The following is a 13,591-nucleotide window of genomic DNA, read 5'->3' on the forward strand; positions in this document are numbered from 1 at the left end:
TTATCGGCCGCCCGCCGGTCAGGAGACGGCCGGCGCCTCCTCCATGACCTCGTCCGGGGTGGGCAAGCGCGGGGCCACCGGGCGCGGCGACGGCCGGGTGCCCGGCGCGCGACGCATCGCCGTCAGCGACGCCTCCTTGAGCGACCAGCCCGCGCTGTCCGCATGGACGCCGCGGCGGGGGATGCCGGCACCGTCGGTGAACTCCTCCTCGGTCAGCGCCTGCAGCGCGCTGAGGGCGAGCCCGAGAATCGTGGCCGCACTGAGCAGGGTGATCGGCACGATCATCAGCATCGGCCGCAGCCCGGTCACCGGCTGGTCCATCTGCGGGTCCAGTTCGACGCGCATCGCCGCCATGCCGGTGTAGTGCATGCCGCACACCGCGACGCCCATGATCGCCGCGGCGCCGGTGATCGGGCCCCACCCCCGTACGGAAACCGTGAACCACAGGGCGGTGGTCGCCGCCACGACCGCGATCACGCCCGATGCGGCAGCCAGTCCGGAGTCGTAATGGATCGTCCCGGACAGATGCATGGCCGCCATGCCGGTGTAGTGCATGGCCAGCACACCGACGCCGGTGAGGATGCCCGCCACCAGGGTCTTCGGGAAGCTGCGACGTCCGTGACCCACCACCATCAGTCCGAAGCCGACGGTGAGTACGGACAGGCCCAGACTCAACGCGGTCATGCGCGGGTCGTAGCGGACCGGGCTGGCCGGGACGTCGAAGCCGAGCATGGCCACGAAGTGCATGAGCCAGATCGCGCCGCCTCCGATCGCGAACGCGGCGATGATCAGCCAGCGGGTACGCCGTCCCCGGGTCCGGGCGCTGCGCGCCCGTCCCGTGCTGAGCAGCCCGAGGAAGGATCCGAGGAACGCCAGCAGGTACGCGGCGACCGGATTGAAGGCTCCGTAGGTGAAGTGATGGACGTGGGCCACAGCGCCGTACCTCGCGTACGTTTCGGATCCGCCCGTCGGATCGTGCGTACGGATTCAGCCACATGTCCGAAGTGTGGGATCGCACGGCGTGTGCGCCTCTTGACTCTTTGCAGTCTGCCGGGTGACCGTCCACAGCAGAGCCGGGGCCGGCCGTTGGCGGGGCCCCGGCTCACGACCGGTAGGGAAGGGGGTCAGGAGGAGAAGATGCTGACGCCGCCGGGCCCGACGAGCAGACCGACGACGATCAGCACGATGCCCCAGAGGAGCTGGCGCCGGAACAGCGCGAGAATGCCGGCGACCACCAGAACGACTGCGAGAATCCAGAGCACTAGGTCCATGTCTGCGCGGTACCCGATCGACCGTTCTCGAAAACCCGCCTTCCCCCGTGCGAGCAGCCGGAGACGGTGCGTGACCTCCCCGGGTACCGTTGACGGGCATGGTCACCGACCTCGCCTTCACCCGCCGCCGCCGACTGCGCACGGTCGCGCTCGTCGGCATCGACGGCTCCGGTAAGACCACCCAGGCCCGCGTGCTCGCGGATGCCCTGGCAGCGCAGGGTTTACGCGCGGCGTACCGGCGCAATGCCGGCGGCCGGCGCTGGTTCGGGCGGCTCGCCGCGAGGTTCGGCCGCCGCGACGCCGAGGAACTGCTGGGGCGCCGGCTCATGCTGTCCGTCGAGTCGCTGCTGCGCTGGTTCGCGATTCTCGACACCCGGCTGCGCCGCCTGCTCACCGGCGAGACCACCATCATGGACCGGTACGCCGTCTGCCAGTACGCGAGCCTGCGGGCGCGCGGCGCTTCCCCGGGCGCGGAACGGCGGGCCCGGCTGGCGTACCGGATATTCCCGCGGCCGGATGTCACGTTCCTGCTGGCGGTCGACCCCACGGTCGCCTACGAACGGATCGAGGCCCGCGGGTACGACCACGAGGAGATGGTGTTCCTGCGCGCCGCGTCGGCGGCGTACGAGTCGCTGCCGGAACACGACGACTTCGTCGTGGTGGACGCGAACCGCAGCCCCGACGAGGTGGCCGCCGCGCTGATGGCCGCCCTGGACGCATGGCAGGCCCGCCCGGCTGCCGTCCCGCGGTTGCCCGCCGTGGTGGCAGGCACCCGCGCGGTGGTGCTGGCCGCAGGGCCTCTGGCGGCGGGCGCCGCGGCGGTGGGCCGCCAGCTCACCGACGTGCTCTGAGCCGGGCGCTCGGGTCAGGCCCGGCCGTAGACCGGGATGGCCGCACCGCTGGTCGCTGCGGACGCGTCGTCCGCGAGAAACCGGATCACCTGCGCGATCTCGGCGGGCGTCACCCAACGGGAGGTGTCCGCGCCGGGCATCGCGGCGCGGTTCGCCGCCGTGTCGATGACGCTGGGCAGGACCGTGTTGCACCGCACGTGATGGCCCTTGTACTCGACCGCCACGGCGTTGGCGAACGCCAGCACGGCGGCCTTCGCGGTCGCGTATCCGGCGGCGCCGGAGAACGGCGCGAGCGCCGCCCGTGACGACACGCACACCACCGAGCCCCCGCCCGCGGCCACGAGATGCGGCAGCGCCGCGGCGGTGACCAGGTAGGTGGGGCGCAGGTTGACCCGCAGCATCGCCTCGAAGTCCTCGACCGGGGTCTCGTGCACCAGCCCCGCCGACGCGTACCCGCCGACCAGGTTGACCACCGCCCGCAACGGCGCCTCCGGTACGGCGGCCGCCGCGGAAACCACGGCCGCGACGTCCTGCGCCGCGGTGAGATCGGCCTCCACGGTCTCGACGTGCGCGGTGGTGGCTTGGGGCGCACGGCCGGTGCGCGGCCGGATCGGGGCGATCACTCGCCATCCGGCGTCCGAGAAGGCGGAAACCACGGCGGCGCCGAGGCCGCCGGTGCCGCCGGTGATCAGCGCGGTGCGTTCCATGCCGACACCGTAGACCCGCGAACGGTGGTGTGCGTTTCGTCACGTGCAGCCCGGGAAAAACGGCCCAGGTAGGGGAAAGTCCAAGGTCCCCCAGGCGGGGGTCACCCTGTCGGCTGAGTGAATAGCGGCGTGGCGTGCCGCATTGTGGCAGGTGGTCCCGTTCCGCGCTGAGACGGGGATCTTTCTCGTGCGGGCTTTTGGTTCAAGACGATCAGTACCCGGTCGATGCTGCCTGTGAACCCATTCGGCTATCGGGCCGTACTGGGTAGTGACGAGTGTCGCAACGCCGGTCGTGATGCCCGTCGCTGTGACGGATGGGGAGCCGATGGTGTCATGAAGTAGGCGACGGGTTTGCGCGCGTGTTCGCACCCACCGCCGGGTGCGGCTCCGAATGTCTGATGCAGGCGTTCCTCAGCAAGTATGCACGCGGCTCTCAGCTATCGCTCAGACATTCGTGACACTTTCGACTCACCAGCCGGAATCACTGCAGGGCGAGATCTGTTGTGTTGATGAAGCGCCGCAATGCACGAACTGCGGACGTTACGGGAGGGCTGATGGACACAGGTATTGCCCGTAACAGGCTTAGTGATGGCAATGAGGGGACCGTGGGCAACGTGGAGAAGAACACCGTGATGCGGACCGATGAGGTCGCCGAGGAGCGCGACCTGGTCGGCGTCTACCTGCACGAGATCTCCCGGACGCCACTGCTGGATGCCGCCAGGGAGGTCGACCTTTCGAAGGCGATCGAGGCCGGCCTCTACGCCGAGCACCTGCTGGACACCGGTGACGTCCGCCGGGGCGTGAGCCGGGAGGAGCTGGAGCGCCTCGTCGTCGAGGGCGCCCGAGCCAAGGACCTGTTCATCCGCGCGAACCTGCGACTGGTCGTGTCGATCGCCCGCCGGTATGTCCGCTCGGGCATGCCGATGCTGGATCTCATCCAGGAGGGCAACACCGGTCTCGTCCGCGCCGTCGAGAAGTTCGACTACGAGCGCGGTTACAAGTTCTCCACGTACGCCACCTGGTGGATCCGTCAGGCCATCAGCCGGGCGATCGCCCAGCAGGAGCGCACCGTCCGCCTGCCGGTGCACCTCGTCGAAGACGTCAACCGGATGCGTAACGTCACCCGTCAGCTCGTCCGCGAGCTGGGCGCCGACCCGGAGCCGGAGCAGGTCGCCGCGGCGCTGGGGGTGACCGTCGAGCGGGTCCACGAGCTGACCCGCTGGGCCCAGGACACCGTGTCGCTGGACACCCCGGTGGGCGATGACGGCGACACCAACCTCGGCGACCTGGTCGCCGACAGCGACGCCCCCTCGCCCGAGGAGATCGTGCTGACCGCGTTGGAGCGCCAGCGCATCGAGGGTCTGCTCAACCACCTCGACGACCGTTCGGCCGGCATCATGCGCGCCCGGTACGGCCTGGAGGACGGCCGGGAGCACTCGCTCACCGAGGTGGCGTCCCGGTTCTCGTTGTCCCGCGAGCGCATCCGCCAGCTGGAGATCCAGGCGCTGGGCCGGCTGCGCGAGCTGGCCCGGGCCGAGGGCCTGCAGGCGGCCTGACCGCAGACAGACGACAAGGCCGGTGTCCCGCAACGGGGACACCGGCCTTTCGTCGTGGTTAGCCGGCTTTCCTCGTGCTCGCGCGTTTCGCGTCCTCGCATCGGACGGGACCGCGAGCGGGCCGGACGGCGAAGCGGGCCGGACCCACCCGGGTCCGGCCCGCTCGAAGAACCGTTGCCTTAACGCACCCGGCCGTAGCCGTACGGCGGCATGACGTCCATCGATCGCTTCTTGACCGGTTCGCCGGCGTGCGAGGCGTCGATGATCTGGCCGTCGCCGACGTAGATGCCGACATGTCCGAGATTGCGATAGAAGACCAGGTCCCCTGGCTGGAGATCGGCGCGGCTGATCCGGGCCGTGGCGCTGTACTGGGCGGCGGCGTTGTGCGGGAGCGACTTGCCCGCGGCTGCCCAGGCTGCCTTGGTCTCCCCGGAGCAGTCGTAGCCCGCGGAGTACGGTCCCTCCGCGCCGTAGTGGTACATCGCGCCGATGGTGCCGTAGGCGTACTTCACCGCCACGCCCGCCGAGCCGGGGATGTCGGGGATGGCGCCGGTGTACTTGCTGCCGCTCGACGTGTCACTGCCGTACGCGGAGCGCCGCATCGAGTACAGCTTCTTCAGATCGCCCTCGATCTTGCTCTTGCGCGCGGCGAGCGCCGTGACCTCGGCGTCCTGCTTCTCCTGCGTGCTCTTGAGCGCGGCCTGCCGTTCGGCGTAATTCTGGGTGGTCTCGGTGAACGTGGCGATGTCGCGCTGGCGGCTGCGTGAGAGCTGGTCGAGGAAGCCCATCCGGTCCATCAGGTTGTCCGGGCCTTCGAGCAGCACGTTCACCGTGCCGACCGTGCCCGTCATGTACGCCGACGAGGCGATGGTCTGGACCTGGGCACTGGCGCTCTTGAGCGCCTCCCGGGCGGGCCCGAGCGACGCGGCGAGCTGCTTCTCGTCCGCCTTCGTCTTCGCCAGGCTGATCTTCATCTTGTTGTACGACTCGACGACGTCCTCGAGCTGGTTGGAGGCCGTCTCGATCTTCTTGTTGATGTCACTGGTGGAGGGTGCCGCATGGGCGGCCGTCGCGCCGGAGCCGGTGACGGCGACGGCGAGGACGGCGACCACCAGGGCCCGAAGCCTAGTGCGGGCGTGTGACAACGGTACGTGGCCTTTCTTCCGCATGGCCGCCTACCGGGTGGCTGACGCCTGGGTTCCCGGCGGGTCTGGGGGCGGGAAGAAGGCCCTACCGCTGGCGCGGATTCACCCAGGTGCTACTCGGCGGTTCCCGGCTCGGCGCGGCGGCCGGCGGAGCGTCCCGCGGGGGGTGGGGCACGCCGGGTACGCCGCGATGATTCGGCGGCGTCGACCCGGCGCCACCGGAGGGATGTGGCTGCGGACCGGATCAACCGCACCAACCTATCGATGCACCGGGCAAAATCAAGGTGTCGCGGAGTGATTCACGCCAATAGTCGTCGTTTTACCAATGATCCCGATAACGCATTGCCATGACGTCGAATCGCTGCGTCACGACAGAGCCACAATTGCGGCTAATCGGACCTACGCGGCGACCGGCTCGGGTTTGACCCATTCGTGGCTCACCTTGCGCTCGGCCCAGAACGACAGGAACGGCACCGTCCCCGCCAGCATCACCAGCGCCATGCGTCCCAGCGGCCACCCGGCCCGCCGCCCGAGGTCGAACGTGAGGGCCAGATACACCATGAACAGAAACCCGTGCACCGGCCCCACCGTGGCCACCACGACGTCGTTGTGGGCCAGGTATTTCAGCGGCATGCCCAACACGAGCACGATCAGGACCACGCCGACGATCCAGGCGATGATCCGGTAGCGGGTGAGGGCTCCCTGCACGTTGCACGTCCTTCGGTTGTTGCGGTCAGCTGTGGCGCGCCGGGCCAGGGTAATCCGTCGGGCGCGCCCCGGGATGCGCCGCCAGCCAGGCGAGATAGTCGTTGTAGGCGGCCAGCTCCGGGTCGTCGGCGCCGCTCGTGGCGCTCGGCGTCACCGGCACCCGGACGGGGCGCCGCACGCTCACCCCGCCGGCCCCGCGCGCCCCGGCGGCCGACTCGCCGGCCGCGGAGTCCTCCGGGCGTGGGGCGTCGGGTGCGGCGGTGGCCCGCCGCCGTTCATGCTGCACCTCGCGCACCCACAGGAAGGCCACGAACCCGGCGAAGACCGGCCACTCGAACGTGTAGCCCCAGCTCAGCGCATTTCCGCCGGCCGCCCGGGTGAACTGCCACCAGCCCAGTCCGCAGAAGCCCGCGACCAGGACGACCGTGACCACGTGGCGCACGAGCCACGCCGGTGTCCACAGCCCCTTCATGCTCCGAGCGTACCGGCGGGGGTTTGGGACCTGGCTGGACGGGCAACCGGGGGACACGTACGAAACTGTGAAGGGGGAGAGTCGCATGGCCGATGTGACGCGCGTGGGCCCGGACGACGTCGGGGCCGAGATGGGTATCGACCCGGCCGGTCTTTCGGACAACGACCTGCTGCGCGAGCTCACCAGCCTGCACCGCACCCGGCTGAACACGCTGCGACACGGCCCGGATGCCGCGCTGGCCAACCACTTGCGCCGCACCGCCGAACTGGAGAGCGAATATCTGACCCGGCACCCCGGCCGCGAGGTCGACCCGTCCCGGTTGACGCAGGACTTCTGAGGGGTTGCGCGATGACTCTCCGCCAGCGATTCGCCGACCTGCCGCGCGCGTACGCGCCGGACGAGCACCGGCCGCTCTACGGGTATGCGGCGGCACTGGGTGCCTTCGGGGCGCTCGCCGGCAGTCTCGCCGGGGCCGCCAAGGTGACCCGGTGCCCGGTGCCGGAGCGCCCCGCGACCTCGGACGTCGTACTGATCTCCATCGCCACGCACAAGCTCAGCCGGCTGCTCGCCAAGGACGCCGTGACCAGTCCGCTGCGTGCCCCGTTCACCCGGTACGCCGAGCCCGGCGGCAGTGCCGAGGTCAACGAGGAGGTCCGCACGGACCGGGGCGCCGTGCGGCACGCCGTCGGGGAACTGGTGAGCTGCCCGTTCTGCCTGGGCATGTGGGTGGCCACGGGGCTGACGGGCGGGCTGGTGCTGGCTCCGCGGCTGACCCGGCTCGCCGCCGTGGCCCTCACCGCCACGGCTGTCTCGGACTTCCTGCAGATGGCGTACTCGATGGCCAAGGAGGCCGCGGAGGGCGGGCGGCGCCGGTCCCTGCCGGATGCGGGCGCGGACCGGCCCGGTCACGCCGCAGCCTCTGCCTGAGCCGTGGTGGACCCGATGGTGTGGTCCAGGTCACAATCGCTGCCGGAATCGACGCGTGCCGCCGACGGTTGAGAGCGGATGTCGGTGTGTCCATGTGTCCCCGGGCCTCAACCACCTGCCTTCGCGGAATACCGTTCGGCTGGAGCCGCGTTGCGCCTTTCGCCGCGAGGCGACCTGCGCACCGACACCTGTGGCGCCCCCGGATCTCCGGGGGCGCCACACTGCTTCCCCCGGCGGCGATTGCCGCGGCGCCCGCGCGGGTAAGAACGCACCGTGACTGACGATCGCCTCGAACGGCCCTCCGCAGACGTGTTCCCCGCGTGGGTGACGGGCGGTGCCGACGGCTACGCGGTGAGCCGTACCGGGACCGGCCCAGCTCCGCGCACGTGTTCCGGACACCGAACGTCGCCCGGGGCCGGGACTTCCGGAGAAGCCACCCGTTAGGGGTACGGCTACCGTGTCCGTCGATCCGCATGGCAATATCGGGCAAATGTCTGCCCCGCATCGGAGTTCCGGTGGCCTGGTGCCGCGCCGGTCCGTGACCGTTGCCGGCGCACCGGCCCAGGTCCGCTTCAGCACCCGGCCGCGGGCGCTGGCCGCGGCGTCCCCGCCGTTGCCGGCCGCCGCCGGTCCGCACCCGGTCGAGCTGGCCGGTCTCCTGCACGAACTCTCCGTGCGGCTGCTGGGCGCCGACGACGTCCCTCAGGCGCTGGCCCAGCTGACCGGCTTCGCCGCGGCCGCCATCCCGGGAGTGGTGCGCTGCTCGGCGGTGCTGATCGGCGACGGCACCCCGTTGACCAAGGCCGCCTCGGGGCCGCGGGCGCAGGCGCTCGACGACATTCAGTACGCCGCGGGCGACGGCCCCGGCCTCGACGCCACCCGTACCCGCACGCTCGTGACGGCCCAGGACCTGCCCAGGGATGCGCGCTGGCCGCAACTGGCCGAGTGCGCCCGCGCGGAGGGGGTCCAATCGGTCGTGGCCATCCCACTCGACGTGCAGCGCACCTCGGTCGGCGCGCTGAGCCTGTTCCTGTCCCGCCCGCACAGCGTGGACCCGGAGGTGCTGCTGACCGCGATGGCGATCGTCGGGCAGGCCGAGGTGCTGATCGGGGAGATCCAGCGGCGGGGCACCCTGCGCGACGGCGCCACGGTCGACCGTGCGGTCGGGGTGATCATCGCCCAGCGGGGGTGCAGCGTCCGGGAGGCCTACGACGTGCTGCAGGACACCGCGCAGCGGCTCGGCCTCGACCGCCGTACGGTCGCCGAGAGGCTCATCGCTGCCGCGGCCCGCAACGCCGAGGCGTGACCGGGCGGGCGGTCAGCCCACCCGCTGGACGACCTCGAACTCCAGCAGCGCGGCGCCCGTGGCGACCGGCTGGGACCGCTCGCCCGCGTGCGCCTGCCGGCCCGAACCGGTCGACCACGCCTGGAAGTCCTCTTCGGTCTCCCAGCGGGTGTAGACGAAGTACCGGGTCTCGCCGGCCACCGGGCGCAGCAACTCGAAACCGAGGAAGCCCTTGGCGTTCTCCACCGCGCCCAGCCGCGCCGCGAAACGACGCTCGAGTTCGGGGCCGGCGCCGTCCGGCACCTCGATCGCGTTGATCTTCACCACTGCCATGGGCTCCAGGTTAGTGCCCACACGAACGCCGGGGGTACGGGCGGCCGCGGCCACCCGTACCCCCGGCGGTGTTTCGTGTCGTCAGCCGCGGCCGGGGGCCGGGCCGTCCGAACCGGCGGAGGCCGGAACCGCCTCGTCCGCGTCCGTTCCTACGGCCCCGGCGCCCGCGGCGGTCGCGGCCGCGCTCTCGGCCGCCTGCTGGTCCACGGCACGCTGGGCTTGCGCCGAGCGCTGTGCCAGCGGGATCTCCGGCAGGAACAGCACCACAATCAGACCGATGATCATCACGCCGAGCGCCATCAGGTAGACGATGTGGATGCTGTCCGAGAAGCCCACCTTGAACGGGTGTGCCATCGCGTCGGCCAGCCTGGTCAGGAACGACGTGTCGCTGAGCGCGCCGCCACCCTGGGACTGCTGCAGCACCCGGGCCTGGTCCGGGTGGGCCGCCACCGCCTGCTGGAAGGCCGGGGTCGACGCGGCCGTGGTGTACGCGCCCTTGATCTTGTCGGGCAGCACGTTGAACAGCACGGACAGGAAGATCGCGGTACCGAGCGTGCCGCCCATGGACCGGAAGAACGTGACCGAGCTGGTCGCCACGCCGATCTCCCGCGGCGAGACCGCGTTCTGCACCGCCGTGATCATCGGCTGCATGTTGCCGCCCAGGCCGAGACCCATCAGGACCATGACCAGCATGGTCTTCCACAGCGGCGTGTCCGCCCCGACCAGTGCGAACAGACCCAGCGACGTCGCCATCAGCACGCTGCCGATGATCGGGAAGATCCGGTAGCGACCCGTACGGGCGATGAGCTGGCCCGAGGTGATCGAGCCCGCCATGATGCCGACGACGAACGGGATCATCTGCAGGCCGGCGACCGTGGGGGAGGACCCCTTCACGATCTGCAGGTACAGCGGGACGGTCATCAGGCCGCCGAACATCGCCATGCCGACGATGGTGCTGGAGGTCGAACCGACCGCGACGGTCCTGTTGCGGAACAGGCGCAGCGGCAGCAACGCCTCGTCGCCGTACGCCCGCTCGGCGAGGACGAATGCGATCAGGCCCAGTGCACCGATGACGAAGCACGCGATGGAACGCGACGAGCCCCAGCCCCATTCACGGCCCTGCTCGGCGACCGTCAGCAGCGGCACGAGGCCGATGATCAGGGTTAGCGCGCCGGGCCAGTCGATGCGGTGGTCCGTGCGGTGGTGCGGCAGGTGCAGCACCTTCGCCACGACCGCCATGGCGGCGATGCCGATCGGCACGTTGAGGTAGAACACCCAGCGCCAGCCGTCGACGCCCAGCAGCGTGTCCTGCCCGGCGAAGAAGCCGCCCAGGATCGGGCCGATGACGCTCGCGGTGCCGAACACGGCGAGGAAGAAGCCCTGGTAGCGGGCGCGTTCGCGAGGCGGCACGATGTCGCCGATGATCGCCAGGGCCAGCGACATGAGACCGCCGGCGCCGATGCCCTGGATGGCGCGGAACGCGGCCAGCTCGTACATGTTCTGGGACAGGCCGCAGAGCATCGAGCCGACGATGAACACGCCGATCGCGAACAGGAAGAAGCCGCGGCGGCCGTAGATGTCGGACAGCTTGCCGTACAGCGGCGTGGAGATCGTCGAGGTGATGAGGAACGCCGTGGTCGCCCACGCCTGCAGGTTGAAGCCGTTGAGGTCGTCGGCGATGGTCCGGGTCGCCGTGGCCATGATCGTCTGGTCGAGGGCGGCCAGGAACATGCCCATCATCAGGCCCGCGAGGATCGTGAGGATCTGGCGGTGGGTGAAGTCCGCGGACATTCCCGGCTTTGCGGGCGCGCCGCCGGGTGGACCGGCCTTCGCCGTCGCGGTGGTACTCGCGTTGCTCACGCATTCTCCCGTGGGGTTGGGGCTGAGTCGCGGCGCATCAGCGCCTCGACGGAGCTGTTGAATTCCTCGAAGAGGTCGGTGAACGTCCGGACCCGCTCGGCGGGCCAGGCGCTCAGCGCCTCACTGAGCAGTGCGTGTCGCGCCTCGTGCATTCGATGGCATGCCTCCTGGCCGGCCTCCGTGGCGGCCAGGCGGGACGCCCGGCCGTCGGCCGGGTCGGCCTCGCGCCGGGCCAGGCCCGCCTTCACCAGCTGGGCGGCCTGCCGGCTGATCGTCGAGGGGTCCGCCTGCTTGACCTCCGCGAGGTCGGTGACTCGCAGCGGGCCCTGATGGCACAGCGGGAAGAGCAGCATGAGCGCCGAGAATTCGGCTCCGAAGTCCCCAACGTTGAGCATGCTCTTGGCGCGGGCGCCCACCCGGGCGAACCGCACAATCTCGCCGGCGAGCCGGCTGACGCCGTCCTCGGCGTCCCGTTCCACCACGTCATGCCGTCCTATCGCATTCGGCGCGCGGCCCTCCGCGTCCGCGGGTGGCCACACTGTGGTTCTGCGTCGTTTGAACGGGCTCGGTCGGCGGCGCCGGTTCTCGGCGGCCGAGGCCCGTCACGGTGCTCATCCGGTGCCGGTCGCTCGGGGCGATCTGGGCCCGGTCTCGGGTCGCAGTGCGCCCGTATGTCTGTCTGCGCGCGGTGGCTCGTCCTGACCCCGGCGCTCGATGCATGTAGCGTACAACTTGTTGGTTAGTGAAAGCATGTTATGTGGCGTGGATCTCCCAGACGCCGGTGACCAGCAGACTCGTCTCTTCGAGTAGCTCAGTGACGGGTACCGGATATTCCGCGATCCGGGAGAAAAGGTGTTCCGGGAGGTACCCGCGGCCCGGGTCGCCCACCAGGACCCGTGCCCCGGAGCGGGCCGCCCGGCGCAGCGCCCGGGTCATTCGCGGGGCCACGGAAGGGCTGTAGAACGCGTCCCCCGCCAGGACCACCTCGGGCTCAGCGGTGTCCTCCGGATCCGGGGCCGCCCCCGCATCCGCGGCGGCCACCCGGACGTCGACGCGGTTCGCGGCGGCGTTGCGGAGCACGGCAGCGCAGGCGGCCGGGTCCACGTCCACGGCCCGGACCTGCGCGGCACCCGCCAGCGCTGCCGCGATCGCCACCAGACCCGAGCCGGACGCGAGATCGAGTACGCGGCGGCTGCGCACGATCTCGGGGTGATCCAGCAGGTGCCGGGCCAGCGCCTGACCGCCCGCCCAGGCGAAGGCCCAGAAGGGCGGTGGCTCGTCGCTGCGGAACTCGCCGCCGGTCAGGTCGAACAGGCCGACCGGGCGGTTCATCTGGAACAGCGAAATTTCCGGCACAAAGGGCACCGGCAACAGGACGGGCTCGATCGGCACCGGATGATTCTGCGGGGCATCACGGTCAGCCGCGCACCATTTTCCCGGTCGTCACCCTCCACCATGGCCCCCGGGCGTACGGGCGCCGGCTGTCCGACGTGGTCGGCGGGCCGCACCGAATCGCGCCTGTGAACCGGCAGCGGGCGCCGCGCCGGCGAGCCCCACCGCAGCGGGATGTCCCACATGCGCCAGACTCTTCGTGGGCGCCGGACGGCAGCCCGGTCAATCGAGGGGGTGCCTCGGCCGAATGACCTGTCATCACAGCCGGTCGGCCTCATCCGGGCGGCAGCCGTACCGGGCGGTAGGCCCCGGCGCGCCCGCGCGGTCCGGCTGTTAATACGGCGAGGCTGCGGGCGCCCCGATTTTAGACTTCGACAACGGTTGTTGACGGGAGGCTGGCATGGGCGACCAAGTGATCACCGTGCTCGTCGTCGACGGCCACCAGACGTTCGCTGAGCTGCTCGGAGTCGCGTTACGCGGTCAGCCGGACCTGCGGTACGTGGGCCATGCCCGCAACGGTGAGCAGGCGATCCGCCTTGCTGCGGAACTGAAGCCCGACGTGATCCTGCTCGATCCCGAGCTGCCCGACGCGGACGGAATCGCGATCGCCGAACTGTTGCGGCACCGTCAGCCGGAGACCCGCGTGGTCATCCTGACGGCCAGCAGTGAGGCGACGCTGGTGGGACGCGCGACGGCGGCCGGTGCCGCGGGATTTCTCAGCAAGAACGGCGCGCTCGGCGACGTGCTCAACGCGGTGCACACCGCGTACGGCGGCGGCATGACGGTGTCCACCGACATCCTCGCGCGGCTGCTGCGCAGCACCACCCCGGTCGTCGGGCCCCGTGCCGGGGGGCTCACCGCGCGCGAGCACGAAGTGCTCGAACTCATGGGCTCCGGTCTCGACCCGCGCGCGATCGCCCGCCGGCTCGGCATCAGTGTGCACACCTGCCGCGGGTACGTGAAGGCGGTGCTCGCGAAGCTCGACGCGCACAGCCAGCTGGAGGCGGTCGCGGTGGCCACCCGGCGGGGTCTGATCCGGCCGGATCGCCACTACGGACGGTAATTCCCCTCGCGACTCATCCGG

General features: G+C 70.8%; 16 protein-coding genes. 6 read left to right on the plus strand and 10 right to left on the minus strand.

The window, feature by feature from the left end:
• Positions 1–18 precede the first annotated feature (18 nt).
• A complete protein-coding gene (locus tag ACMCNK_RS29380; protein WP_412739580.1) occupies positions 19–933 on the minus strand; it encodes an MHYT domain-containing protein in 915 nt (304 codons plus the stop codon).
• Between the two features lie 191 nt (positions 934–1,124).
• A complete protein-coding gene (locus tag ACMCNK_RS29385; protein WP_412739581.1) occupies positions 1,125–1,271 on the minus strand; it encodes a GPGG-motif small membrane protein in 147 nt (48 codons plus the stop codon).
• Between the two features lie 98 nt (positions 1,272–1,369).
• Here ACMCNK_RS29385 and ACMCNK_RS29390 point away from each other — a divergent pair, with 98 nt between their 5' ends.
• Complete coding sequence (locus ACMCNK_RS29390; RefSeq protein ID WP_412739582.1) at positions 1,370–2,122, plus strand: dTMP kinase; 753 nt, start codon at positions 1,370–1,372, stop codon at positions 2,120–2,122.
• 14 nt (positions 2,123–2,136) lie between these two features.
• Here the strand turns inward: ACMCNK_RS29390 and ACMCNK_RS29395 are convergent, their stop codons facing one another.
• Complete coding sequence (locus ACMCNK_RS29395; protein WP_412739583.1) at positions 2,137–2,829, minus strand: SDR family NAD(P)-dependent oxidoreductase; 693 nt, start codon at positions 2,827–2,829, stop codon at positions 2,137–2,139.
• Between the two features lie 554 nt (positions 2,830–3,383).
• On the opposite strand from ACMCNK_RS29395, the gene ACMCNK_RS29400 reads away from it, so the two are divergent.
• The gene (locus ACMCNK_RS29400) at positions 3,384–4,385 is read left to right on the plus strand and encodes an RNA polymerase sigma factor RpoD/SigA (RefSeq protein ID WP_412739584.1); all 1,002 of its coding nucleotides are present in this window, start codon (positions 3,384–3,386) and stop codon (positions 4,383–4,385) included.
• A gap of 179 nt (positions 4,386–4,564) precedes the next feature.
• Here the strand turns inward: ACMCNK_RS29400 and ACMCNK_RS29405 are convergent, their stop codons facing one another.
• The 3 genes from ACMCNK_RS29405 to ACMCNK_RS29415 all read right to left on the minus strand — a co-directional run bounded on the left by ACMCNK_RS29405 (position 4,565) and on the right by ACMCNK_RS29415 (position 6,710).
• Entirely contained in the window at positions 4,565–5,497 is a 933-nt protein-coding gene (locus ACMCNK_RS29405) for an NlpC/P60 family protein (protein ID WP_412739585.1), read from the minus strand.
• Between the two features lie 432 nt (positions 5,498–5,929).
• A complete protein-coding gene (locus ACMCNK_RS29410) occupies positions 5,930–6,238 on the minus strand; it encodes a DUF3817 domain-containing protein (protein WP_412739586.1) in 309 nt (102 codons plus the stop codon).
• A gap of 25 nt (positions 6,239–6,263) precedes the next feature.
• Positions 6,264–6,710, minus strand: coding sequence for a hypothetical protein (locus ACMCNK_RS29415; RefSeq protein WP_412739587.1), 447 nt, complete (start codon positions 6,708–6,710; stop codon positions 6,264–6,266).
• 85 nt (positions 6,711–6,795) lie between these two features.
• Here ACMCNK_RS29415 and ACMCNK_RS29420 point away from each other — a divergent pair, with 85 nt between their 5' ends.
• The 3 genes from ACMCNK_RS29420 to ACMCNK_RS29430 all read left to right on the plus strand — a co-directional run bounded on the left by ACMCNK_RS29420 (position 6,796) and on the right by ACMCNK_RS29430 (position 8,943).
• Positions 6,796–7,047 (plus strand): DUF6158 family protein, encoded by a 252-nt coding sequence (locus ACMCNK_RS29420; protein WP_412739588.1) that lies wholly within the window; start codon positions 6,796–6,798, stop codon positions 7,045–7,047.
• Positions 7,048–7,058: 11 nt separating this feature from the next.
• Positions 7,059–7,637 carry a DUF1360 domain-containing protein gene (locus tag ACMCNK_RS29425; protein WP_412739589.1) on the plus strand — a complete coding sequence of 193 codons (579 nt, stop codon included), beginning with the start codon at positions 7,059–7,061 and terminating at the stop codon, positions 7,635–7,637.
• A 490-nt stretch (positions 7,638–8,127) separates the two neighbouring features.
• Complete coding sequence (locus ACMCNK_RS29430; protein WP_412739590.1) at positions 8,128–8,943, plus strand: ANTAR domain-containing protein; 816 nt, start codon at positions 8,128–8,130, stop codon at positions 8,941–8,943.
• Positions 8,944–8,955: 12 nt separating this feature from the next.
• Here ACMCNK_RS29430 and ACMCNK_RS29435 read toward each other — a convergent pair whose 3' ends face one another.
• The 4 genes from ACMCNK_RS29435 to ACMCNK_RS29450 form a co-directional block, all read right to left on the minus strand.
• The gene (locus tag ACMCNK_RS29435; protein ID WP_412739591.1) at positions 8,956–9,255 is read right to left on the minus strand and encodes an antibiotic biosynthesis monooxygenase family protein; all 300 of its coding nucleotides are present in this window, start codon (positions 9,253–9,255) and stop codon (positions 8,956–8,958) included.
• A gap of 81 nt (positions 9,256–9,336) precedes the next feature.
• Entirely contained in the window at positions 9,337–11,115 is a 1,779-nt protein-coding gene (locus ACMCNK_RS29440) for an MDR family MFS transporter (protein WP_412739592.1), read from the minus strand.
• Positions 11,112–11,597, minus strand: coding sequence for a MarR family winged helix-turn-helix transcriptional regulator (locus ACMCNK_RS29445; protein WP_412739593.1), 486 nt, complete (start codon positions 11,595–11,597; stop codon positions 11,112–11,114). Before ACMCNK_RS29445 ends, ACMCNK_RS29440 begins: the two co-directional genes overlap by 4 nt.
• A 271-nt stretch (positions 11,598–11,868) precedes the next feature.
• The gene (locus ACMCNK_RS29450) at positions 11,869–12,447 is read right to left on the minus strand and encodes a class I SAM-dependent methyltransferase (protein ID WP_412741031.1); all 579 of its coding nucleotides are present in this window, start codon (positions 12,445–12,447) and stop codon (positions 11,869–11,871) included.
• A 460-nt stretch (positions 12,448–12,907) separates the two neighbouring features.
• On the opposite strand from ACMCNK_RS29450, the gene ACMCNK_RS29455 reads away from it, so the two are divergent.
• Entirely contained in the window at positions 12,908–13,570 is a 663-nt protein-coding gene (locus ACMCNK_RS29455) for a response regulator (protein ID WP_412739594.1), read from the plus strand.
• The last annotated feature ends 21 nt before the right edge of the window (positions 13,571–13,591 follow it).

Source organism: Krasilnikovia sp. MM14-A1259, from assembly GCF_047159535.1.
In the GTDB taxonomy this organism is placed as follows: domain Bacteria; phylum Actinomycetota; class Actinomycetes; order Mycobacteriales; family Micromonosporaceae; genus Actinoplanes.

Excerpts from the sequence above, each read along its gene's own strand:
- ACMCNK_RS29385 (WP_412739581.1), bottom strand. The coding sequence starts at position 1,271 with ATGGACCTAGTGCTCTGGATTCTCGCAGTCGTTCTGGTGGTCGCCGGC.
- ACMCNK_RS29390 (WP_412739582.1), top strand. The coding sequence starts at position 1,370 with ATGGTCACCGACCTCGCCTTCACCCGCCGCCGCCGACTGCGCACGGTC.
- ACMCNK_RS29395 (WP_412739583.1), bottom strand. The coding sequence starts at position 2,829 with ATGGAACGCACCGCGCTGATCACCGGCGGCACCGGCGGCCTCGGCGCC.
- ACMCNK_RS29400 (WP_412739584.1), top strand. The coding sequence starts at position 3,384 with ATGGACACAGGTATTGCCCGTAACAGGCTTAGTGATGGCAATGAGGGG.
- ACMCNK_RS29415 (WP_412739587.1), bottom strand. The coding sequence starts at position 6,710 with ATGAAGGGGCTGTGGACACCGGCGTGGCTCGTGCGCCACGTGGTCACG.
- ACMCNK_RS29420 (WP_412739588.1), top strand. The coding sequence starts at position 6,796 with ATGGCCGATGTGACGCGCGTGGGCCCGGACGACGTCGGGGCCGAGATG.
- ACMCNK_RS29425 (WP_412739589.1), top strand. The coding sequence starts at position 7,059 with ATGACTCTCCGCCAGCGATTCGCCGACCTGCCGCGCGCGTACGCGCCG.
- ACMCNK_RS29430 (WP_412739590.1), top strand. The coding sequence starts at position 8,128 with ATGTCTGCCCCGCATCGGAGTTCCGGTGGCCTGGTGCCGCGCCGGTCC.
- ACMCNK_RS29435 (WP_412739591.1), bottom strand. The coding sequence starts at position 9,255 with ATGGCAGTGGTGAAGATCAACGCGATCGAGGTGCCGGACGGCGCCGGC.
- ACMCNK_RS29450 (WP_412741031.1), bottom strand. The coding sequence starts at position 12,447 with ATGAACCGCCCGGTCGGCCTGTTCGACCTGACCGGCGGCGAGTTCCGC.
- ACMCNK_RS29455 (WP_412739594.1), top strand. The coding sequence starts at position 12,908 with ATGGGCGACCAAGTGATCACCGTGCTCGTCGTCGACGGCCACCAGACG.